The 20057-nt window shown below is 40.5% G+C and carries 21 protein-coding genes and 1 riboswitch; of the genes, 17 read left to right on the top strand and 4 right to left on the bottom strand.

Going from position 1 to position 20057, the window contains the following annotated elements:
- Positions 1–32: 32 nt before the first annotated feature.
- Genes B5D59_RS13750 through B5D59_RS13740 form a run of 3 tightly spaced genes read right to left on the bottom strand, consistent with a single transcriptional unit; the run spans position 33 to position 2044 of the window.
- A complete protein-coding gene (locus B5D59_RS13750; RefSeq protein ID WP_217698593.1) occupies positions 33–1367 on the bottom strand; it encodes an FtsK/SpoIIIE domain-containing protein in 1335 nt (444 codons plus the stop codon).
- Positions 1351–1737, bottom strand: coding sequence for a hypothetical protein (locus tag B5D59_RS13745; RefSeq protein WP_078818352.1), 387 nt, complete (start codon positions 1735–1737; stop codon positions 1351–1353). The genes B5D59_RS13750 and B5D59_RS13745 overlap by 17 nt, the downstream gene beginning before the upstream one ends.
- Positions 1738–1756: 19 nt before the next feature.
- A complete protein-coding gene (locus tag B5D59_RS13740) occupies positions 1757–2044 on the bottom strand; it encodes a hypothetical protein (protein ID WP_078818351.1) in 288 nt (95 codons plus the stop codon).
- Between the two features lie 152 nt (positions 2045–2196).
- Between B5D59_RS13740 and B5D59_RS13735 the strand changes: the two genes are divergently transcribed.
- Genes B5D59_RS13735 through B5D59_RS13725 form a run of 3 tightly spaced genes read left to right on the top strand, consistent with a single transcriptional unit; the run spans position 2197 to position 5246 of the window.
- Positions 2197–2913 (top strand): hypothetical protein, encoded by a 717-nt coding sequence (locus tag B5D59_RS13735; protein ID WP_078818350.1) that lies wholly within the window; start codon positions 2197–2199, stop codon positions 2911–2913.
- Positions 2914–2960: 47 nt separating this feature from the next.
- The gene (locus B5D59_RS13730; RefSeq protein WP_078818349.1) at positions 2961–4076 is read left to right on the top strand and encodes an adenine-specific methyltransferase EcoRI family protein; all 1116 of its coding nucleotides are present in this window, start codon (positions 2961–2963) and stop codon (positions 4074–4076) included.
- Positions 4077–5246, top strand: coding sequence for an HNH endonuclease family protein (locus tag B5D59_RS13725; RefSeq protein ID WP_078818348.1), 1170 nt, complete (start codon positions 4077–4079; stop codon positions 5244–5246).
- 295 nt (positions 5247–5541) lie between these two features.
- On the opposite strand, the gene B5D59_RS13720 is transcribed toward B5D59_RS13725, so the two are convergent.
- Positions 5542–6087, bottom strand: a complete 546-nt coding sequence (locus tag B5D59_RS13720; protein WP_078818347.1) for a DoxX family membrane protein — start codon at positions 6085–6087, stop codon at positions 5542–5544.
- Positions 6088–6400: 313 nt separating this feature from the next.
- A riboswitch (cobalamin riboswitch) is annotated at positions 6401–6576 on the top strand.
- A gap of 133 nt (positions 6577–6709) precedes the next feature.
- Between B5D59_RS13720 and cobJ the strand changes: the two genes are divergently transcribed.
- Genes cobJ through B5D59_RS13650 form a run of 14 tightly spaced genes read left to right on the top strand, consistent with a single transcriptional unit; the run spans position 6710 to position 20051 of the window.
- Positions 6710–8392: a precorrin-3B C(17)-methyltransferase gene (gene cobJ, locus B5D59_RS13715; protein WP_078818346.1), complete on the top strand. Its 1683-nt coding sequence runs from the start codon at positions 6710–6712 to the stop codon at positions 8390–8392.
- 9 nt (positions 8393–8401) lie between these two features.
- A complete protein-coding gene (gene cobK / locus B5D59_RS13710) occupies positions 8402–9184 on the top strand; it encodes a precorrin-6A reductase (protein ID WP_078818345.1) in 783 nt (260 codons plus the stop codon).
- Complete coding sequence (locus B5D59_RS13705; protein ID WP_078818376.1) at positions 9174–9839, top strand: precorrin-8X methylmutase; 666 nt, start codon at positions 9174–9176, stop codon at positions 9837–9839. Before cobK ends, B5D59_RS13705 begins: the two co-directional genes overlap by 11 nt.
- Positions 9840–9855: 16 nt before the next feature.
- Positions 9856–10950 carry a cobalt-precorrin-5B (C(1))-methyltransferase gene (locus tag B5D59_RS13700; RefSeq protein ID WP_425441358.1) on the top strand — a complete coding sequence of 365 codons (1095 nt, stop codon included), beginning with the start codon at positions 9856–9858 and terminating at the stop codon, positions 10948–10950.
- Positions 10925–12118 (top strand): precorrin-6y C5,15-methyltransferase (decarboxylating) subunit CbiE, encoded by a 1194-nt coding sequence (cbiE, locus tag B5D59_RS13695; RefSeq protein WP_078818375.1) that lies wholly within the window; start codon positions 10925–10927, stop codon positions 12116–12118. Before B5D59_RS13700 ends, cbiE begins: the two co-directional genes overlap by 26 nt.
- Positions 12118–12822, top strand: coding sequence for a precorrin-2 C(20)-methyltransferase (gene cobI / locus B5D59_RS13690; RefSeq protein ID WP_078818344.1), 705 nt, complete (start codon positions 12118–12120; stop codon positions 12820–12822). The genes cbiE and cobI overlap by 1 nt, the downstream gene beginning before the upstream one ends.
- Positions 12819–13601 carry a precorrin-4 C(11)-methyltransferase gene (gene cobM, locus B5D59_RS13685; protein ID WP_040760191.1) on the top strand — a complete coding sequence of 261 codons (783 nt, stop codon included), beginning with the start codon at positions 12819–12821 and terminating at the stop codon, positions 13599–13601. The genes cobI and cobM overlap by 4 nt, the downstream gene beginning before the upstream one ends.
- Positions 13594–14730, top strand: coding sequence for a cobalt-precorrin 5A hydrolase (locus B5D59_RS13680; RefSeq protein WP_078818343.1), 1137 nt, complete (start codon positions 13594–13596; stop codon positions 14728–14730). The genes cobM and B5D59_RS13680 overlap by 8 nt, the downstream gene beginning before the upstream one ends.
- Positions 14727–16085 (top strand): cobyrinic acid a,c-diamide synthase CobB, encoded by a 1359-nt coding sequence (locus tag B5D59_RS13675; RefSeq protein ID WP_078818342.1) that lies wholly within the window; start codon positions 14727–14729, stop codon positions 16083–16085. Before B5D59_RS13680 ends, B5D59_RS13675 begins: the two co-directional genes overlap by 4 nt.
- Positions 16082–16711: a precorrin-2 dehydrogenase/sirohydrochlorin ferrochelatase family protein gene (locus B5D59_RS13670; RefSeq protein ID WP_078818341.1), complete on the top strand. Its 630-nt coding sequence runs from the start codon at positions 16082–16084 to the stop codon at positions 16709–16711. Before B5D59_RS13675 ends, B5D59_RS13670 begins: the two co-directional genes overlap by 4 nt.
- A complete protein-coding gene (cobA, locus tag B5D59_RS13665) occupies positions 16708–17469 on the top strand; it encodes a uroporphyrinogen-III C-methyltransferase (RefSeq protein ID WP_078818340.1) in 762 nt (253 codons plus the stop codon). Before B5D59_RS13670 ends, cobA begins: the two co-directional genes overlap by 4 nt.
- Entirely contained in the window at positions 17463–18017 is a 555-nt protein-coding gene (locus tag B5D59_RS13660; RefSeq protein ID WP_078818339.1) for a nitroreductase family protein, read from the top strand. The genes cobA and B5D59_RS13660 overlap by 7 nt, the downstream gene beginning before the upstream one ends.
- A 13-nt stretch (positions 18018–18030) precedes the next feature.
- Positions 18031–18570, top strand: coding sequence for a cob(I)yrinic acid a,c-diamide adenosyltransferase (locus B5D59_RS13655; protein WP_078818338.1), 540 nt, complete (start codon positions 18031–18033; stop codon positions 18568–18570).
- Positions 18570–20051, top strand: coding sequence for a cobyric acid synthase (locus B5D59_RS13650; protein ID WP_078818337.1), 1482 nt, complete (start codon positions 18570–18572; stop codon positions 20049–20051). Before B5D59_RS13655 ends, B5D59_RS13650 begins: the two co-directional genes overlap by 1 nt.
- The last annotated feature ends 6 nt before the right edge of the window (positions 20052–20057 follow it).

Raw genomic sequence — 20057 nt, 5'->3', positions numbered from 1 at the left:
CGTGATTTTTTTGTGAGGAGGAGCGGGGGTTGTTACACAACCCCTCGCTCCTTTTTTAAAAAGGTCACAGCTTCTAAAATGTCAAAATCTAAATAACTGAAGTGACATATTTTCGGTGTGTTAGCTACAATCGGACAAGTGAAGACACCCTGACCCAAGTTGAAATCTCTTGATGGGATATCTACTCCAGTACCAAATGCAGTTGTATAGGTTTGATTTTCCGCATTGCCAAGAACGAACTTAACGGGAAGATTTTCACGTAAATTAGTCGGCAATAAAGTGGCATCTGACTTCTGCATTACAATCCATAGGAAAAAACCTAACTGTCTTCCTTGTAGAACGACCTGAGACATTAGCTTCATAACTTCATCACGTTTCTTTTTTTCCATCGTCTGTAATACGGTTTGGAAGCTAGCAAATTCATCAAAAATAAATATATACGGTTCGTATTGAAAATCAGCATAGGTAGCTTCTAACTTTGTGTTCAATTTATTTTTAAGTTCAGTTTTTCTATCTTCCATACTTTTATTGAAACTTTGTAGTAAGGTGATGATATCTTCCATACTTGTGGCAGTACATTCAGCTGAAATTCTTTCACCGAGCACAGCGAGACTTGAGTTTTTGGGATCAGCGAAGTAAATATTATACTTCACGTTTTTAGTTAACATTTGAAGAATTAGCGAGTACAGTGCATATGTTTTGCCTGATCCAGTTTGACCAACAAGCAAAGTACCGTACAATGAAATATTTGTAGATTTATCGATGACTAATGTGTAGTCGTCTAATTGTAAGGAATAACTTCTAATTGCTTGAAGGTCGTTAAATTTAAGTTGCTGATCTATAGTGCTGTCATAAATTTCGAAAACAAAGAAATTTTCATTTTTAGATAAATATGCTCTGTCCACAATGAAATTCTTTAGCGCAAAAGAGATACTCACATCGCCAATGTCTTTGTTAATATTTATGTTTTCAATGGACAAAATTGCATTTGAAAAATTGGTCTTGAATTCTATGTTGATTTTTGGTAACTCGGCTATTTCTGTATTGAGGTAAAGTCTTTTATTGAAGTAGTTAGCATCCAAGAATGCTCTTCTTAGTCTTAGTACGTTTACATAGTGATTAAAAGCATACTTTAAACCCCTATATGCTTTATTACGGTACAACCAAACAACCGCTTGAAACAATACAACTACAGCTACCAATCTAGTGATTAAAGTACTCATGTCTTTTAATTGATCGACTCCCAACATGAGTTGGGAGTCGATTAGATTCAGGGAATAAGCTACGACAGTAAGCATTAGCAAAGAACTGTAAAGCAAGATTGCATTTTGCTGCCTTTTAGTTCGTAACTTACTTTGGCTTAACATTGATTTTCTCCACATTTTTAAAGCGAAGAATCAAGTCAAACCCGATCACAAAAGACTTTTCATTAATGAAGTCGATCAATCGTACATACTCGCCTTTGCTAACTTCAATACGCTCTTTACCATTTAAGACGGTAACATCAAAGGTATTCAGGATATTGTTGTCTCGTTTCATACCTGTTTTTTTATCAATACCGTATTCAGTCTCATCTTTGGTGATTGACAGAGTTAACGTAATGCCTTTTTCATCTGGGTCTTTTTTGCTGATATAAGGGCGTTGGGATACCAGACGATACATATTTCCAGTATTTTTTAGAAATTCTTCTGCTTTGAACTTAGTTTCAGTGAATACCCATGCGTTTGCGATCGGCATATTTCATAACCTCTTTCTTTTATTTTTTCTTTTGACTGATTTTTTGTAACTGATCGAGAGCGTATTCGAGTCCATAGATTGTGTTGACGACTTCGTCAATTCCTTTAACTGCTAGTTCACAGTTTTTAAAGATGAGTGTGATTTTGTCGTCGCCAAGTCTATCTCTGTAACTTTTTAGGGTTTCTAAGTTTTCATTGAGGTTTTCTATCGTTAGTTCTGATGAGAAATCCTCTAGGAAGTGACCGATACTTACTATTGCAGGGTATGACCATTTCGCCGACCCTAAGTGATAACCTGCAAAACTCATGAGGCTTCTCCTCCTTTCTGGTATACTTGAGAAAGTAATTGCTTAAAAACTTTCTAACTCAATTATAAAACTAGTGATTTTTCGGGAAAAATGAAGTTAAATGCTAACAACGTTGATATATGTAGGGTATTAATTATGTGAGGTGATTTTAAATGAACTTTTGGAAAGGAGAGTCAAGTCAAATAGAGGATTTAAAGAATCAATGGTTTTCAATGGAAGAAGCTATTGAAGAATTGGCGCTCGATGGAAATAAGATAACAGAGTCTTCTTTTCGTAGAGAGGCAAATCGAGTCGATCTAAATAAAGAATTTGCTCAAATTGGTAAGCCGCAAATTAAAGATGAAAAGTTAGAGGGTAAAGGAAGACCTAGAAAACTATATAATCGTGCATTTGTAGAAGCTCTAAGATCATTCGCAATTAGCAATACCTACGTGCGGGTTGAGGAGGAACCAATTGACTACTTTATAAGTAATGACTGGAAAGATGATATCGAAGTCGAATTTAAAGAAGTTATGAACAACTACTTAGACAATAAGCATATCTATAGTGCTGTTGATGAGCTGACCAGAATTGTCGGTGAAACTATAATACAAAAATACAATGCTATAATTGGACAAAATAAGTTTTTAATACATCAAAATAAAAAATTAGAAGACTCTAAAGAGTATTATATTGGTATGTACCGAGGAGTTGAAGAGAACGCCAATATGTTAAACAATCTTGCAGGATTTATTAAAAGCGACATTTCAGAATCCTCAGCAATGTTAAGCAAAAAAGAAGAGTACCACATTAAATTAACACTAAATATTAATCAACAATTAGAAGAAATACTAGAATTATTAAATGATATCAAAAGAAGTGGCAAGTAAGTATATAATACAAGCTAATGACGAGTATAAAAAGTGAGGGAGAAAAAATGACAAGAAAGGCAACGAACAAATACTTGCACAAGGCGAAAAAATCAAAAAGCGATGAATTTTATACATTGTATAGTGATATTCAAAAAGAAGTTGAAGCGTATCTAGAATATAATCCTGATGTATTCAGGAATAAAGTTGTATATTGTAACTGCGATGACCCATATGAGAGTAACTTTTTTCGTTATTTTGTTTTAAACTTTAAAAGAATTGGCTTGAAAAAGCTTATTACTACCAGTTACAAACCTTCTCCTGTCGCCAATACACAATTGGAATTGTTTAGCGACGATGAAAGTCTTACAGAATTATATGATCACCTCCCTAAGGTAACTGCCAACAGATTTATTATTAATGAAGTAGGCGACATAGATGGAGACAACGAATTTAACTTGAAAGATGTGGCATTGCAGCTCAAAAAAAATAAGCAAAATGAATGGATGCCACTAGAAGGCGATGGTGATTTTCGTAGTGAAGAGTCCATAGCTTTATTAAGGCAATCCGATATCATAGTTACTAATCCACCATTTAGTCTGTTCCGGGAGTATGTACAACAACTCGTTGACTATAATAAAGAATTCTTGATAATAGGAAATATAAATGCTATTTCGTATAAAGAAGTATTCCCTTTAATTAAGGAAAACAAAATTTGGTTAGGAACTGGAATGGGTAGATGGATATCAGGTTTTATTGTTCCCGATTCATACGAGCTATATGGAACAGAAGCTCGAATAGATGAGGAGGGAAATAGAATCGTTTCCACCAATAATTGTTTATGGCTTACAAATTTAGATCATGGAAAGAGACACCAGGAATTACCACTAATGACCATGAGTGATAATATTAAGTTTAGTTCCCATAAGAATGTTAGAGGGAAAGAATATGAAAAGTACGATAACTATGACGCGATAGAGGTTCCTTATACTGATGCTATACCCAGTGATTATGACGGTGTGATGGGAGTACCTATCACTTTTTTAGATAAATATAACCCGGAACAGTTCGAAATTGTGGGAGGTTACAACTATTCCCTAGATTATGATGGAAATACATGGAATGGGAAAGTTAATGGAAAGTACGTTTATAAAAGAATTCTGATTAAAAAGAAGGCTGACTAAATGAAAACTATATTAAGAACAGATATTACAGTCGAGAATATATGTGAAGGCTTTGTTTATAATGAGCTTGAAGGGCGAGGCTTGTTTGGACTTTCAGGGAAGCTTGTTATACAACCAGAATACCAAAGGAATTATATTTATGCTTCCGAAGATGGTAAAAGGGAAGTTGCTGTTATTGAGTCAATATTAAAAGGGTACCCTATTGGTTTAATATACTTTAATAAAGTCAGCGAGGATAATTTTGAAGTCCTAGATGGACAACAACGCATCACAAGTATTGGTCGCTTCATTACAAATAAATTTGCAATAAAAGACGAGAATGGTATGGAGCAAATTTTTGACGGTTTGGCATTAGATAAAAAAGAACAGATATTAAGAACAAAACTTCTAATCTACGAGTGTGAAGGAACGGAAAGTAAGATAAAAGAATGGTTTAAAACAATAAATATTGTTGGTGTTCCTCTTAATGATCAGGAATTACTCAATGCTGTATATTCAGGTCCTTTTGTTACTCTTTGTAAAGCAGAATTTAGCAATAGCCGAAATTCAAATATTCAAAAATGGAGTGCCTATATAAAAGGAAATGCCCATCGACAGGATTTTTTAGAACGTGCTCTTGAGTGGGTGAGTAAAGGGAATATTAGCGAATATATGACTCGGCATCGTTATGACAATAATATTGATGAATTAAAAACTTACTTCAATACGGTTCTTGATTGGGTTTCCAACATATTTATAGATGTTGAGGATGAAATGAAGGGATTAGAATGGGGTAGACTTTACGAACAATATCATAGTAAATCGTATAGTCCAAAAAAGGTTTCTGAAGAAGTGCGAAAACTATACGGAGATCCATATATTAAAAAACGCAAAGGAATTTTTGAGTATATTCTTGGCGGTTCCTTAGATACAAAGTTGCTTGAAGTAAGAATTTTTGACGAGGCTACCAAAAAAAGTGTGTATTCGCAACAGACTACAAAAGCGAAGAAAAAAGGCAATTCAAATTGTCCGCTGTGTGCGATAGGTCATGATTCAAATAAAAATAAAATTTGGACATTAAAAGAAATGGACGCCGACCATGTTACTGCATGGAGTAAAGGCGGAGCAACTGACGTTAAAAATTGCCAGATGTTATGCAAAATTCACAACCGTGCAAAAGGTAATAAATAATTTATACTTGACCATTTATCTAAGGATTAGGAAAGTAGTTTTTGTAGTATTCAACTAGCATCTACTTATTGTTGTGGTGCAAAGTGGTTCAAGTAATGTGAATTACAATCCATTTACATACATCTTAATCCATTTAAAAATTCCTGAAATGTCGGTATAAATGGATATTGATGTATACAATATGCTTGGAATTTATTTGTATATTTCTCAAAACGTTAATATTGGGTTCACTTCAATTTTTACGATCTCTTCCCGAGTTTTCAGGAAGAGATTTTTTCATTTTCGACGTCTACCTTCATAACTTGTCATTCTTCACCCAAGGCGTACCTAGCATCGGCAATGCCCAACGGTCGAGGCCATACCAGCCTGCTACTTTCCATGCGAGTACGATCCAAGTTGCGAGAATGAACAATAGGGGGTTTGTGCTAAGAGTACCTGCAAACAGAAAACTGACATTCATGAACGCACCGAAGAAAGCAGCAATTCCTGTCAACAATCCTAAGATCAAACCGAGACCAACAAGCATCTCCCCATAAGCAACTATGAAACCGAATACCTTGGCGTTCGGCAAGACGACATTTTCCAGAAATGATGCATACCAGTTGGTCACATCTCCGCCTTCAGTCGATTTTTCAAGAGCGCCGCTTACAAATCCATGGATGGCGACACCTGCATTTTCACCGGTCCATGCATCGCTCATTGCTTTTCCCCAGCCGGCCTTCAACCAAGCAAATCCGACATAAACCCGAATGACTAACCAAATAAGTCCGGAGCGAGAATCGTTGAATAAAAACTGTGAAATGGGGTTCTCTGGTATTAGGATTGCTTTATTTTCCTTCATAATAACCACCTCCAATGAACAGTTTACACTACAACTTAATGCCTATCCGAAAAGTTCACAACCTTGTAATTAAAGAGTGTGAATAGTTTACGAAATGTATAAATATGCTTGACTTTGATGGGATGATTCTAAAATATAACAAAGTTATCCTGTACGTATCTACCTTGCTCATGATTGCGCTCATGATAAGTTTTGTATAGGAATAGAAATTACAATTATCCAAAGCGTTTCCAGAATCTAGTTTATGGATTCATAAATAAATCTAAAGGAAGTTTGTAGATTTAGAGATTGTATGTTATATTTATGAAAATTAAATAAACTAATTTAAATAAGTGCTCACATAGTGAGGTAAAAGGGAAACTAGTGAAAGTCTAGTACAGCCCCCGCTACTGTAAAGCTGATGAAATTACAATACCACTGAGAAATCGGGAAGGTGTAAGAGTAAAATGAAGCTTGAGTCAGGAAACCTGCTTATTTAAACGACACATACTTTTCGGAGGGAGAAGTATAGGCGGGACAATAAAATTAATTGTTTTATGTTTCAGTATGATTTCTATTATACTTTCACATGCCTACATTCCTTTGAAAAGGAGTGTAGGCATTTTTTATTTGGAGGGAAACCATGAAAAAGGGAAAAATTTTCGTCGTTGGATTCGGTCCCGGAGCTACTGAACATATAACAGGACGAGCATTAGAGGCGCTGCAAGAAAGTAATTATATTATTGGTTATAAAACGTACGTAGAGTTGATTAAGCATTTAGTAACAGCGAAGTCCATTGTTAGTACAGGCATGACTGAAGAAGTGTCACGTGCACAAGATGCTGTTAAGAAAGCGGAGACTGGCGGTATTGTTTCAGTGATCTCGAGCGGTGATTCAGGTGCATACGGTATGGCTGGATTAGTTTATGAAGTGCTGATTGAAAAAGGTTGGACTGAAGCAGAAGGAATTGAAGTGGAAATTGTGCCAGGTATTTCGGCGATCAATTCATGTGCGAGCTTACTGGGCGCACCTGTCATGCATGATGCTTGTACGATCAGTTTAAGTGACCATTTAACACCTTGGACTGTTATCGAAAAACGTATTGAAGCAGCGGGTATGGCGGATTTTGTAGTAGCTTTATACAATCCGAAAAGTGGACGTCGGACGCGTCAAATTGTAGAGGCACAAAGGATTTTACTGAAATATCGTTCCCCTGATACACCTGTAGGGCTAGTGAAAAGTGCTTATCGTGAAAATCAACATATTGTCCTGACAACATTAGCGGAAATGCTAGAGCATGATATCGGGATGTTGACTACTGTCATTATCGGTAACTCTTCGACTTTCTTTTATGATAATAAAATTATTACTCCGAGAGGATATCAACGTAAGTATACATTAGGGGAAGGTAAACAAAGTTTAAAACCGCACCAGCGTTTGAAAAAGGAAGCGGAACCATGGGCGCTTGATCAAGAAACTGGGGAGGCGCAGTCCGGTCATGAAGAAATTATAAGTAAGAAACCAGAGGACACACCAATGCCAAAACAGGCAGAAGTGGAACGGTCAGAACCAGCACCGGAACAAAAGGTTCAGTCATTGGATATGGCTTTAAAAGCACTATCTATGGTGACGAAAGAGGAAGTGGAAAACCCTTTTTTGGTGAGACAGCCGATTGAAGATATCTTTGAGTTTTCCGTTTCACCAGGCGTTGCCAACAAACTGATTACAGCAGAACAAATGCGTGTATTGGCTGAAGTCGTTGGTGAGAAAGGTACCTTGGAATATACTCCAAACCATCATTTCGTAGTAAAGGTTACGACAGATGACCCTGAAGCGATTGTTGAAAAGCTAGAACACATTAACTTGACTGTTATGCCGGCAGGGGAAGTCTTAAAAGTCAAAGCTTGTGATTTTTGCTATGGGGAAAAGGCGGATTCTATCCCATACGCGGAAGAAATCGCAGCGAAGTTTGAAGGGATGAAGCTTCCGAAGCAGTTGCATGTCGGATTCAATGGATGCGGGATGGCGTGTTATCGCCCGGTGTTCGATGATATTGGCATCGTTTATCGGAAGAAAAAATTCGATTTATTTATTGGAGCGAAGCCGGTTGGTCGTACTGCTCATGCGGCTCAGCCAGTTGCAGAGGGAATTGAACCGGAAGATTTAATTCCGCTAGTAACAAAAATTATAGAAGAATACGAACAAAATGCGCATCCTAACGAACGTTTCTTCAAGTATTTCAAACGTGTTAAAAAAGTTTTGAATTATGACTATTACGATATGAGCTGCAAGATTGAAGTAGAGCCAGCACCTTGCGGGGACTAGGAGGAAACTATGATTTTATTTTTAGCAGGCACTAGCGATGCTAGAGCTCTAGCCATTCATTTACAGGGTCTTGGCTATCCTTTAATCGCCACGGTCGTTACCGAATCTGCAGCTGAAAGTTTAAAAGCAAATGATCTTTCCTATCGGGTAGGAAGACTAACAGTGGAGGACATGATCGCGCTAATCCAGAAGCATGAGATGACTTGTGTCGTCGATGCCAGCCATCCTTACGCAGAAGAAGCATCGAAAACCGCAATGGAGGCAGCAAGAGTATGCGGGATTCCATATATTCGCTATGAGCGGCCAAAAGAGGAGTTTGTTTCTCCTCTGATTACCGAGGTTGAGAGTTATGAAGACGCAGCGAAACTTGCTCAAACGCATAAAGGGACAGTTATGTTAACGACAGGCAGTAAGACATTGGAAGTATTTGCGAAGTATTTATTGCGTGACGAAATTCGGCTGCTTTGCAGAATGCTGCCGAATGTAGGGAATATGGAGAAATGCGATAAGTTGGGCATTAAACAAAAAGACATTATTGCGATTCAAGGACCTTTTTCCGAATCACTCAATAAGGCTTTATGCGAGCAGTATGACGTGACGTTAATGATCACAAAAGAAAGCGGTAAAGTAGGTTCTGTCGATGAAAAAATAACGGCGGCTCTGGAATTGGAGATCCCTGTCATTCTGATTAAACGACCAAAGGTTCAATATGAAAATTTCTGTACGTCTTTCGAAAAAGTTACTCAACTATTAGGAGGTTTTATTGATGAAAAATCCAAACATGAACTTTAATACAAAATTCACGCCACTGACTGTAGATCCAGATAAAATTTACGACCATAGTTTCGCGATTATCAAAGAAGAAATGGGAGATCACCCGTTTACAGATGAACAATGGATGGTTGTTCGCCGAGTAATCCACGCTTCAGCAGATTTTGAATTAGGACGCAGCATGATTTTTACACCGGATGCTCTTGAAGCAGGAATTGAATCAATTTTAGCAGGCCGTCATGTAGTGGTGGACGTGCAGATGATTGAGAGTGGTTCAGGTCGCAAACGTTTCCAGAAACATAACAGTGACTTGCATTGTTATATTGCGGACGAGGATGTCGCGAAGGAAGCGAAAGCCGAAGGAACAACACGCGCGATCATTTCAATGCAAAAAGCAACACGTCTGCATGAAGGTGGAATTTATGCTATCGGTAATGCGCCAACAGCGTTGCTAGAGTTGATTCGTTTAATTAAGGATGGCGTTGCTAAACCAGACTTGATTATTGGAATGCCAGTAGGCTTTGTTTCGGCAGCAGAATCAAAGGACGAGTTAGCAGTACTCGAAGGGATTCCATTTATTACAAACAAGGGGAGAAAGGGTGGCAGTACAGTGACGGTAGCCGCACTGAATGCCATTTCGATCATGGCAGATGAGCGCGCAAAGCAAACGAACTAAAAAAGATCCATCCCAAATGCGTCATGGCTATACAACAGGTTCTTGTGCAACGGCGATGACAAAAGCGGCATTGCAAGGTTTGGTGACGGGAAAAGTGCCGGAAGAAGTCACCATTTATCTACCGGTTGGCCGATACGCCACATTCAAAGTATCGTCATTTGAAGTATTAGAGGACGGAGTAATGTGTGAGACGATCAAAGATGCTGGGGATGACCCGGATGCCACACACAAAGCGCGTATCCAGAGCACCGTTTACTATTCAAAAAAAGAAGGCATTCATTTGGATGGCGGGGTTGGGGTAGGTCGAGTAACAAAAGCGGGGCTTCCCGTCCCAGTTGGTCGAGCGGCCATTAACCCGGTGCCGTATAAAATGATAATGGGTGTGGCGCAAGAAGGGTATGAAGAGTATCAATTAAAACAAGGCATTGACGTAGTGATTTCCGTTCCGGATGGGGAAGAAATCGCTAAAAAAACGTTAAATGGACGACTGGGCATCATCGGGGGAATTTCGATTTTAGGAACCCGTGGAACAGTGGTGCCATTTTCAAGCTCTGCTTACATGGCAAGTATTGAGCAAGCGATCAGTGTAGCCAAAGAAGCCGGTTGTGATCACTTAGTGATCACAACCGGTGGGCGCAGTGAAAAGTTTGCTTTGAAGCAATATCCAGACCTACCAGAAGAGGCGTTTATAGAGATGGGCGATTTTATCGGTTTTACGCTTAAGCACATCGCACGCAAGCAGATTCCTAAAGTTTCTATGGTCGGGATGATGGGAAAGTTTTCAAAACTGGCACGTGGCGTAATGATGGTTCACTCAAAAAGTGCACCTATAAGCTTCGAGTTTTTAGCGGAAATGGCAAATCGAGTAGGTATTGATGAAGCTGTACAAAAAGAAATTTTAGAAGCGAATACAGCTTCACAAGTCGGTGAGATACTTCAAGGAAACGATGCATTCTTTGAAGCGCTTAGTAAAAACTGTTGTTACTATGCACTAAATCATATGAATGCTGAAATTGAAGTGTCGACGTCGTTATATGCCATGAATGGAGACTGTTTAGGAAAGGCTGAGAATATTGACAAATTGGATGAAAATGATTGGTATAGGGGATAATGGCGCGGCAGGATTGCTTCCTCAATATATAGAGTGGATCAATGAATGTGATGTTCTTGTAGGTGGAGAACGCCATCTTCAATTCTTCCCTTCATTCGAAAAAGAGAAGAAAGTAATCAAGGGTGGTTTGTCTGGATTAACAGCGGAATTACAAGAGGAAACACGCAATGTCGTAATTTTAGTGTCTGGCGATCCGTTGTTTTATGGACTGGGAGGCGTGCTTGCGAAAAAGCTACCACTTGAGATCTATCCATATACCAGCTCGGTCCAGCAGGCTTTTTCAAGAATGCAGGAGAGTTGGCAAGATGCATACATTGTCAGCTTACACGGTCGTTCTATAAAAGGCTTTGCGCAGAAAATAGACGGGCGTAAAAAAATAGCTGTGTTAACAGATGAAACGAATTCACCTCAAGCGATTGCAACGTATTTAAAGCGTTTCAACATGACGGAATATGATGCCTTTGTTGCTGAGAACTTGGAAGGTGAAAATGAACGTTGCCGCTTCCTTTCATTGGACGAAATGGAGCAGACTTCTTTCTCTTCTTTAAATGTTGTCATATTAAAGCAGCACCATGCAGTAGAGCGTGCCTCGATTGGCATTCCTGATGATGCATTTTTGCAGCGGAAACCGGATAAAGGCTTGATTACCAAACGGGAAATCCGCACGCTTTGCCTGCAGGAACTGAGACTGAAAGAGAGCAGTACAGTCTGGGACATTGGAACTTGCACGGGATCGGTTGCGATTGAAGCTTCCAAGATAGCGCGTGAAGGGGCAGTATATGCCATTGAAAAAAATGAGGGAGACCTTGAAAATTGCTTGGAAAATCAATTGAAACATCGGACAGACTTTGTTGCCGTGTTAGGAAAAGCTCCTGATCGTCTTGAAGAGTTCCCGGACCCCCATGCTATTTTTATTGGCGGTAACGGTGGGAATATGGAGCATTTACTGCAAACCTGTATTTCACGCTTACAGCCAAATGGCCGACTTGTCATGAATATCGCTACGATAGAAAATTTAGCTGAAGCAATGAACCATTTAAAAGCGTTGGGCTGTGAAGTATCCATATTGCAGGCACAACTTTCAAAGAGTAAACCAATTTTACATTTAACGCGTTTTGAACCGTTAAACCCTATCTACATAGTGACAGCACAGAAAGGACAAGAATAATGACAATAGGAAAATTATATGGACTAGGCGTTGGCCCGGGGGATCCTGAATTAATTACTGTAAAGGCATTTCGTAAATTACAAGAATGCCCGGTCATTGCGTATCCGAAAAAATTAAGAGGTAGTAAATCGTATGCCCATCGTATTGTGGATGTGTATATCAACCCAGCTGAAAAAGAAATGCTCGGTTTGGTATTCCCTATGACCAAAGACGAAGCAATCTTGCGTGAAGCTTGGGAAAAAGCGGCAGAAGAGATTTATGGCTATTTAGTCCAAGGGAAAGATGTGGCGTTTGTGACCGAAGGCGATCCGATGCTGTTCAGTACATTCATTCATCTTTTAGGCTTAATGAAAACGAAGCATCCAGAAGTACCAATTGAAACGGTGGCCGGTATTTCATCATTTAATGGTTCTGCCAATCGTTTAGGGATTCCGCTAGCTGAAGGGGATGACCATGTCGCTATGATTCCAGCGACAGACGATATGGAACAGATGCGTCAAGTCATTGAAAGTCACGATGCCATCGTCTTTATTAAAGTAGCCAAAGTGATAGATGAAATGTTGGATTTATTGGAAGAACTGAACTTATTGGAGAAAACGCATGTCGTCACAAAAGTTACTTCTGACGAAGAAGTGATTTGGAATACGGATGAACTTCGAGGCGCGGATTTAAATTACTTATCATGTATGGTGGTGCGCAAATGAAAAAGATTTGGATTATCGGTGCAGGTCCAGGGGATCCCGATCTAATTACAGTAAAAGGTTTGAAGTTATTACAACAAGCGGATGTCGTCATGTACACCGATTCACTCGTAAGCGAAACGTTAGTGGAGGAAGCGAAGGAATCAGCAGAAGTTATCCGTACGGCAGGGATGCATTTGCAGGAAATGGTAGATTGCATTGTTGAACGTGTCAATGCAGGTAAAACGGTTGTACGTTTACATACAGGAGATCCGGCGATGTATGGCGCAACAATGGAACAAGTGGCGTTACTGAAGCAACATGATATCGGTTATGAAGTCGTGCCGGGTGTCAGTTCCGTTTTTGCAGCTGCTGCGGCAGTCGGTGCAGAGCTCACGGTTCCTGATTTAACACAAACACTTATTTTAACTAGAGCGGAAGGGCGGACGCCTGTACCTGAACGCGAAAAATTGAAGGAGCTCGCAAGTCATCATTGCACAATCGCTATGTTTTTAAGTGCCACTTTAACAAAGAAAATAGTAAAAGAATTGCAAGCGGCAGGCTGGGCAGATGATACGCCAGTAGCGGTCGTGCAGCGTGCTACATGGCCGGATGAAAAAATTGTTCAGACAACATTGATTGAATTAGATGAAGCGATGCGTGTCAATGGTATTCGTAAGCATGCGATGATTTTGGCAGGCTGGGCATTGGATCCGAATATCCATGAAAAAGACTATCGCTCCAAGCTGTATGACAAAACATTTACCCATGGTTTCCGAAAAGGCGTGAAGGCGGATGATTAATTTACGTGAAGGCGAAATTCCTGAAGTTGACAAACGTAAACCGTATGCTCTCGTCGCCATTACGAAACACGGGGTTGCCAATGCAAGAAGCTATACGGAAAAATTCCCATATGCAGATCTTTATTATATGAAGAAGTTTGCAAGAGGTGATGAAGAAGCACGCCAAATTCAACTATTTGACGGTACGGTACGCTTATTATTGCCTGCTTTGTTCCAGCAATATAAAGGAGTTATTTGTGTAATTTCACTTGGCGCGGTCGTACGAATGATTGCTCCTATCATGGTGGATAAAATGACAGACCCTGCTGTATTGGTTGTCGACGATCTTGGTCAATATGTAATAAGCGTTTTATCAGGACATATTGGTGGCGCCAATGCGTTGACGTATGAATTTGCAAAAGCGATCGGTGCAACACCTGTTGTGACGACGGCTTCCGATGTGCAAAAGACCATTCCTGTCGATTTATTCGGCGCTCAGTTTGGATGGATGTGGGATAGTGAAGAAAAATTGCTGCCTGTCAGTGCATCAGTAGTCAATGAAGAGCATGTCGCAATTGTACAGGAAACGGGAGAAAAAGATTGGTGGATGCATGATCGTTCTATGCCAGAGAACTTGAAAATCTATTCATCGACAGCAGAAGTAATTCAAGCGAAGCCACATGCAACTTTACTTATAACAGACCGTTTGATTGATTCCGACGAAGAAGTACTGCTTGAAAATGGAGTGATCTACCGCCCGAAATCCATCGTACTCGGTATTGGCTGTAATCGCGGGACGGCACTCGAAGAGATCGAGCAAGTCATAGACGAAACCTTAGCTGAGTTGCGTTTGAGTAAGAAAAGCGTTAAAGCAGTAGCGACCATCGATTTAAAGAAAGATGAAGAAGGCTTGCTTGCACTCACTGCCAAACACAATTGGCCTTTTATTACGTACACGCCTGAACAGCTCAATGAAATGCCGCTCCGTAATCCATCAGAAACGGTATTTAAGTATACAGGTTCGTATGGTGTGAGTGAGCCGGCAGCATTACGCTATGCAAATACAGAAGAATTGGTATTGGAGAAAAAGAAAAGTGGCAATGTGACGGTCTCCATTGCGCGCGTTAATTTTGAGGAGCGAGGACAATGAATCGATTTGTGTTGGCCGGTACAGGAAGCGGTGTAGGAAAAACGACATTCACGATTGGCATTATGCGTGCATTGATGAAGCGCGGTTTAACTGTACAAGGTTTTAAATGCGGTCCCGATTATATTGACCCGACGTACCATACAGCTGTCACCAAACGCCCCTCTCGAAATATTGATAGTTTCATGATGGAACATGAAGTTATTCGTGCCATTGTCGCAAGAGCGAGTCAAGGCGCGGATGTAGCGATCATCGAAGGCGTGATGGGCTTTTACGATGGCAAATCCCCATTATCAAATGAAGGATCGGCTGCCGATATAAGTGAGATTACAAAAAGTCCTGTCATTTTAATCGTTAATGCGGCAAGTATGGCAAGAAGTGTGGCAGCGATCGTTAAAGGATTCCAACTGTTGGATGAAAGCTCCAATATTGTTGGCGTAATTGCGAATCAATTAGGTAGCAAGAGTCATTTTGATATTGTCAAAACAGCGATTGAAAAAGAGTGTGGAATTCCTGTCATCGGCTATTTGCCGAAGGATGCGGTTCCAGCTATGCCGAGCCGTCATTTAGGTTTAGTACCGGCTATTGAACGTGGAGATCTGGATTCCTATTTTGATAGCCTGGCAACAGCTATTGAGGAAACTGTCGACATTGATCAACTGATGGAAATTACCAAAGCACAACGAATAGAAGTGTCTTCATCGATTTTTGATATTCAACCTGAAAAAGAAGAGGTTCATATTGCAGTAGCTAAAGATGCAGCTTTTAACTTCTATTATGAAGAGAATTTAGAGTTATTGCGTGCGCATGGTGCAAAGCTTCATTTCTTTTCACCATTACAAAATGAAGAAGTTCCAAATGAAGCGCAAGGGTTGTATATCGGCGGTGGCTTCCCGGAAGAGTTTGCAGAGCAACTGTCAGCAAACGAGCAAGCGAAAGAATCCATAAGAAACGCAATCAATCGTGGACTGCCGACTCTAGCCGAATGTGGCGGATATATATACTTAACAGAAGAAATAGTGGATCGCCAGGCAAATGCGTTTCCCATGCTTGGAGTGATTCCAGGACGTGTACGTATGCAAGATAAGCGAGCGGCACTTGGTTATAGGGAAATTACAGGTGTTTCAGGGAATTTCCTGATTGGTGAAGAAGAGCAGGCGAAAGGGCATGAGTTCCATTACTCGAAATACGAGGGAGAGCATACTACGCCTGCTTATTTTAGTAAAGGTCGTTTTCGCGCTCAGCAAGAAGGCTATTTACATAAAAATCTTGTAGCAGGCTTTACACATTTTCATTTTGCTTCAAATCCACAACTTGTGGAAAATTGGCTGAAAGCATGTTTGGAGGGAGAGCAATGAACTATTTTCCGCTGTTAATGAATGTGGATTATAAAAAGGTTGTCATTGTTGGAGGCGGACATGTAGCACGTCAAAAAATAGAAGCCTTACTTCCAACAAAAGCAATGATAACCGTAGTTAGCCCATCGGTGACAGAGACGGTTCAACAGTATGTTAGTGAAGGGTTTGTGACATGGAAAGAAAAAGCATTTGAATCAGCTGATTTGGATGATGCGACATTGGTTTTTGCCGTTACAAATGACGAAGAAGTAAACAATGCAGTCGAAGAAGCGACACAGCATTGGCAATTACTCAGCCGGGCGGATGCAAAAGGACGTGTAGATTTCATCAACCCGGCAGTCGTGCGGCGTGGAGAATTTGTCGTGACCGTATCAACGTCTGGGGCCAGTCCAGGTCTAACACGTAAAGTAAAGACGGATTTGGCAGAACAATTCGGAGGCCACTACGCAGCGTATGTGTCTTTTTTAAGAGAGGCTCGTCAGCAGATCTTACAAGTGTTTAGCGGAGACGAGAAAAAACAAGTACTGGCTGAACTACTAGATCCAAAGTTTTTGCAGTGGATGGAGCAAGGTGAAAACCAAAAATGTGAAGAGTGGCTACAACAACGGATAGGAGAACAACAGTGAGCGGATCTGTATATATTGTAGGGGCTGGTCCTGGTGACCCGAAATTATTGACAATTAGAGGATTAGAGTGCATTCAACAAGCAGACGTGATTTTATATGACCGTCTAGTGAATATTGAATTATTACAACATGCGAAAGCGGATGCTGAGCTGATTTATTGTGGTAAAGAGCCAGGCAAGCATGGAATGATTCAAGATGAAATTCATCGGGCGTTAGTAGAACAGGCAAGTTTAGGCAAGCAGGTGCTTCGTCTAAAAGGCGGCGATCCATTTGTTTTTGGGCGAGGTGCGGAGGAAGCTGCAGTGTTACGACAAGCTAATATACCATTTGAAATTGTTCCTGGCATTTCGGCAGGAATTGCTGCACCAGCATATGCGGGGATACCGGTTACCCATCGTGACTATGCGGCAAGCTTTGCGATTGTTCCTGGTCATGGCCGTGCTGAAAAAGGGCAGGACTTTTTAAATTGGTCAGCACTTGCTCAAATTGATACGGTGGCATTTTATATGAGTGTAGGTAACATTGATCATATTACAAAAAGCTTAATTAAAAACGGTAAAAGTGAAACAACCCCTGTGGCGGTTATTGAATGGGGAACCACTGAAAACCAACGTACAATCACAGGTAATCTCGCGACGATTGCACAAGAAATCCAAGCACATCAGATTTCGAATCCATCGATGATTTTAGTTGGGGATGTAGTGAATGTTCGTGAAGAAATTTCCTGGTTTGAAGAAAAGGAGCGTAACCAATGTTAGAAGCATTAAAGAAACGCCGTGCGATTCGCCAATTTAAAACACGTGAAGTAGAACGAGAGAAAATCGAGACATTACTAGAAGCAGCTACGTATGCACCAAATGACCGACTGCGGGAGCCATGGCATTTTTATGTATTGCAAGGCGACAGCTTAAAACGTTATGAACAAGTAGCACTTGATTATTTACAAAAACGCTTTCCGACAAAACCACACTTAGTGGAAAGTTCAATGGAAGCGATCACCAAAACGCCGCTTATCATCGTAGTAACTTCGGCCATTGTGGATGGAGATGAAGGCGCGACAAAAGATAATACCTTTGCAGTCAGTGGTGCTATCATGTCGATGTGGTTAATGGCGGAACAGCTAGGTTTAGGTATGGTATGGCGCACACGTGGCGTTGGTCTTGTGCATGATACCGCATTGCATACGTTTATCGGTGCATCGGATAAAGAGCAATTAATAGGGACGCTTTGCATAGGGTACCAGGCAGAAGAAATCATCACTGCGAAAAAACGTACACCATTTGCTGAGAAAACAACTTGGCTATAAGGGGGAATTGAAAATGGCACGACAAGGAATGTTGTTAGTATATACAGGTGAGGGCAAAGGAAAAACTACTGCTTCACTTGGAGTCACTTTGCGTGCAATTGGTCGCGGTATGAAGGTGAAGTATTTTCAATTTATTAAATCACCCGAACGTACATATGGTGAACAAATTGCTTTGCGGAAACTTGGTGTTGAAACCGTGCAATTAGGCATCGGATTCACATGGACAAAAACACCGGAAGAGCATCGCGAAGCACTTGCAAAAGCTTGGCAAACCGTAAAAAAAGAGCTCCAAGACGAAACGACAGATGTATTGGTGCTGGATGAGTTGAATAATGCATTAGCCATCACACGTTTTCCAGTGAACGATGTATTACCTCTAGCTGAAGTGCTAGAAGCAATAGAGAACCGACCGAAAACTATGCACTTAGTCATTACAGGTCGCTCTGCACATCCATCCCTCCTCGCATTAGCCGATTTAGTATCAACAATCGATGCAACTAAGCATTATTATACGGAGCAAGATGTCCAAGCGATGAAAGGTCTTGAATTTTAATGAAAGCCATCATGATTCAAGGGACTGCTTCAGATGTAGGAAAAAGTGTTTTATGTACTGCTCTCTGCCGTATCCTAGTGAACGACGGATATCGGATCGCACCATTTAAATCACAAAATATGGCACTCAATTCCTACATCACGAAAGACGGCGGAGAAATCGGTCGGGCACAGGGTGTCCAAGCAGAGGCTGCAAAGATTGATGCCACGACTGACATGAATCCTATTTTACTGAAACCGACAGGCAATATGGTGTCGGAAGTAATTTTACATGGTAAACCATTTGCCGACATGGATGCGGTGTCGTATCGCGAAAAGTTTGTTGAACAAGTGATGCCTGAGGTACGAAAGTCGTTGCGACGCTTAGAGGCGGAATATGATGTACTTGTACTGGAAGGCGCTGGAAGCCCGGCCGAAATTAATTTAAAGAGCCGGGACATCGCCAATATGCGCATGGCACATGAAACGGATGCAGCCGTTATTTTAGTAGCAGACATAGAACGTGGTGGAGTATTTGCATCACTTGTCGGTACTTTAATGTTATTGGATGACGAAGAACGTGCACGTGTTAAAGGGATCATTATTAATAAGTTCCGCGGCATGAAAGAGTTACTCGAAAACGGCATCGATTGGCTTGAGGAGTATACAGGGATTCAAGTACTTGGTGTCATTCCATATTTCGATGTGCAAATAGAAGCGGAAGACTCGATGGCTCTTTCAAGTTTACGTTTAAAAAAACCTCAACATCAAGAGTTTGAAATTGATGTGGCGGTCATTAGACTTCCTCTAATCTCCAATTTTACGGACCTTGATCCATTATTTGAAGAGCCCGATGTAGGTGTGCGTTTTGTTTCTACTTTAAAAGATTTAAAAAATCCTGATGTCATCATATTACCTGGGACGAAGAATACAGTTAGTGATTATGTATGGTTGCAAGAAACGGGTTTGGCGCAAGCGATTATACAGCTTTCCCGAAAAGGAAAAAAGATTATCGGTATTTGCGGAGGTTATCAAATGCTTGGCGAAACGGTTTTAGACAACCAAGCAATTAAGGATGAGACCAAGACGTATGTCACGCTAGGCTTGTTACCAATTGAAACTGTGTTAGTTGATGAAAAACAAACAACAGTTGTCAAGGGTACGAACTATGCGGGTCAGGAGATGACAGGCTTTGAGCTTCATTTGGGGCGCAGTACACCAACTCGACCGATACAAAGCTTCATTTGCCTGGACAATGGAAGGCAAGATGGCGTCTATACAGACCAAGTGATGGGCACGTATTTACACGGAGTTTTTCAAAATCGCATGTTCACACGTAACTATTTCAATCAAATACGGGTGGAAAAAGGCTTAGAAGAAGTCTCTGGTGAAATACTTTCTGATTATGAGCGACGGGAGCAAGCGTATGAAATGTTGGATCATCATGTGCGCAAGCATTTGAATATGGAAAAAGTTTATGAATTACTAGATGAATCAACGTAACAACAG

The sequence above is a fragment of the Sporosarcina newyorkensis genome (assembly GCF_900167515.1).
GTDB classification, from domain to species: domain Bacteria; phylum Bacillota; class Bacilli; order Bacillales_A; family Planococcaceae; genus Sporosarcina; species Sporosarcina newyorkensis.
The sequence above is the reverse complement of the archived record's forward strand: the minus strand, read 5'-3'. Positions and strand labels throughout refer to the sequence as shown.

Excerpts from the sequence above, each read along its gene's own strand:
- B5D59_RS13650 (WP_078818337.1), top strand. The coding sequence starts at position 18,570 with ATGAAAGCCATCATGATTCAAGGGACTGCTTCAGATGTAGGAAAAAGT.
- cobI (WP_078818344.1), top strand. The coding sequence starts at position 12,118 with ATGACAATAGGAAAATTATATGGACTAGGCGTTGGCCCGGGGGATCCT.
- B5D59_RS13680 (WP_078818343.1), top strand. The coding sequence starts at position 13,594 with ATGATTAATTTACGTGAAGGCGAAATTCCTGAAGTTGACAAACGTAAA.
- cobK (WP_078818345.1), top strand. The coding sequence starts at position 8,402 with ATGATTTTATTTTTAGCAGGCACTAGCGATGCTAGAGCTCTAGCCATT.
- B5D59_RS13670 (WP_078818341.1), top strand. The coding sequence starts at position 16,082 with ATGAACTATTTTCCGCTGTTAATGAATGTGGATTATAAAAAGGTTGTC.
- B5D59_RS13745 (WP_078818352.1), bottom strand. The coding sequence starts at position 1,737 with ATGCCGATCGCAAACGCATGGGTATTCACTGAAACTAAGTTCAAAGCA.
- B5D59_RS13705 (WP_078818376.1), top strand. The coding sequence starts at position 9,174 with ATGAACTTTAATACAAAATTCACGCCACTGACTGTAGATCCAGATAAA.
- B5D59_RS13655 (WP_078818338.1), top strand. The coding sequence starts at position 18,031 with ATGGCACGACAAGGAATGTTGTTAGTATATACAGGTGAGGGCAAAGGA.
- B5D59_RS13750 (WP_217698593.1), bottom strand. The coding sequence starts at position 1,367 with ATGTTAAGCCAAAGTAAGTTACGAACTAAAAGGCAGCAAAATGCAATC.
- B5D59_RS13735 (WP_078818350.1), top strand. The coding sequence starts at position 2,197 with ATGAACTTTTGGAAAGGAGAGTCAAGTCAAATAGAGGATTTAAAGAAT.
- B5D59_RS13675 (WP_078818342.1), top strand. The coding sequence starts at position 14,727 with ATGAATCGATTTGTGTTGGCCGGTACAGGAAGCGGTGTAGGAAAAACG.
- B5D59_RS13730 (WP_078818349.1), top strand. The coding sequence starts at position 2,961 with ATGACAAGAAAGGCAACGAACAAATACTTGCACAAGGCGAAAAAATCA.
- cbiE (WP_078818375.1), top strand. The coding sequence starts at position 10,925 with ATGAAAATGATTGGTATAGGGGATAATGGCGCGGCAGGATTGCTTCCT.
- cobJ (WP_078818346.1), top strand. The coding sequence starts at position 6,710 with ATGAAAAAGGGAAAAATTTTCGTCGTTGGATTCGGTCCCGGAGCTACT.
- B5D59_RS13700 (WP_425441358.1), top strand. The coding sequence starts at position 9,856 with ATGCGTCATGGCTATACAACAGGTTCTTGTGCAACGGCGATGACAAAA.
- B5D59_RS13660 (WP_078818339.1), top strand. The coding sequence starts at position 17,463 with ATGTTAGAAGCATTAAAGAAACGCCGTGCGATTCGCCAATTTAAAACA.
- B5D59_RS13740 (WP_078818351.1), bottom strand. The coding sequence starts at position 2,044 with ATGAGTTTTGCAGGTTATCACTTAGGGTCGGCGAAATGGTCATACCCT.
- B5D59_RS13725 (WP_078818348.1), top strand. The coding sequence starts at position 4,077 with ATGAAAACTATATTAAGAACAGATATTACAGTCGAGAATATATGTGAA.
- cobM (WP_040760191.1), top strand. The coding sequence starts at position 12,819 with ATGAAAAAGATTTGGATTATCGGTGCAGGTCCAGGGGATCCCGATCTA.
- B5D59_RS13720 (WP_078818347.1), bottom strand. The coding sequence starts at position 6,087 with ATGAAGGAAAATAAAGCAATCCTAATACCAGAGAACCCCATTTCACAG.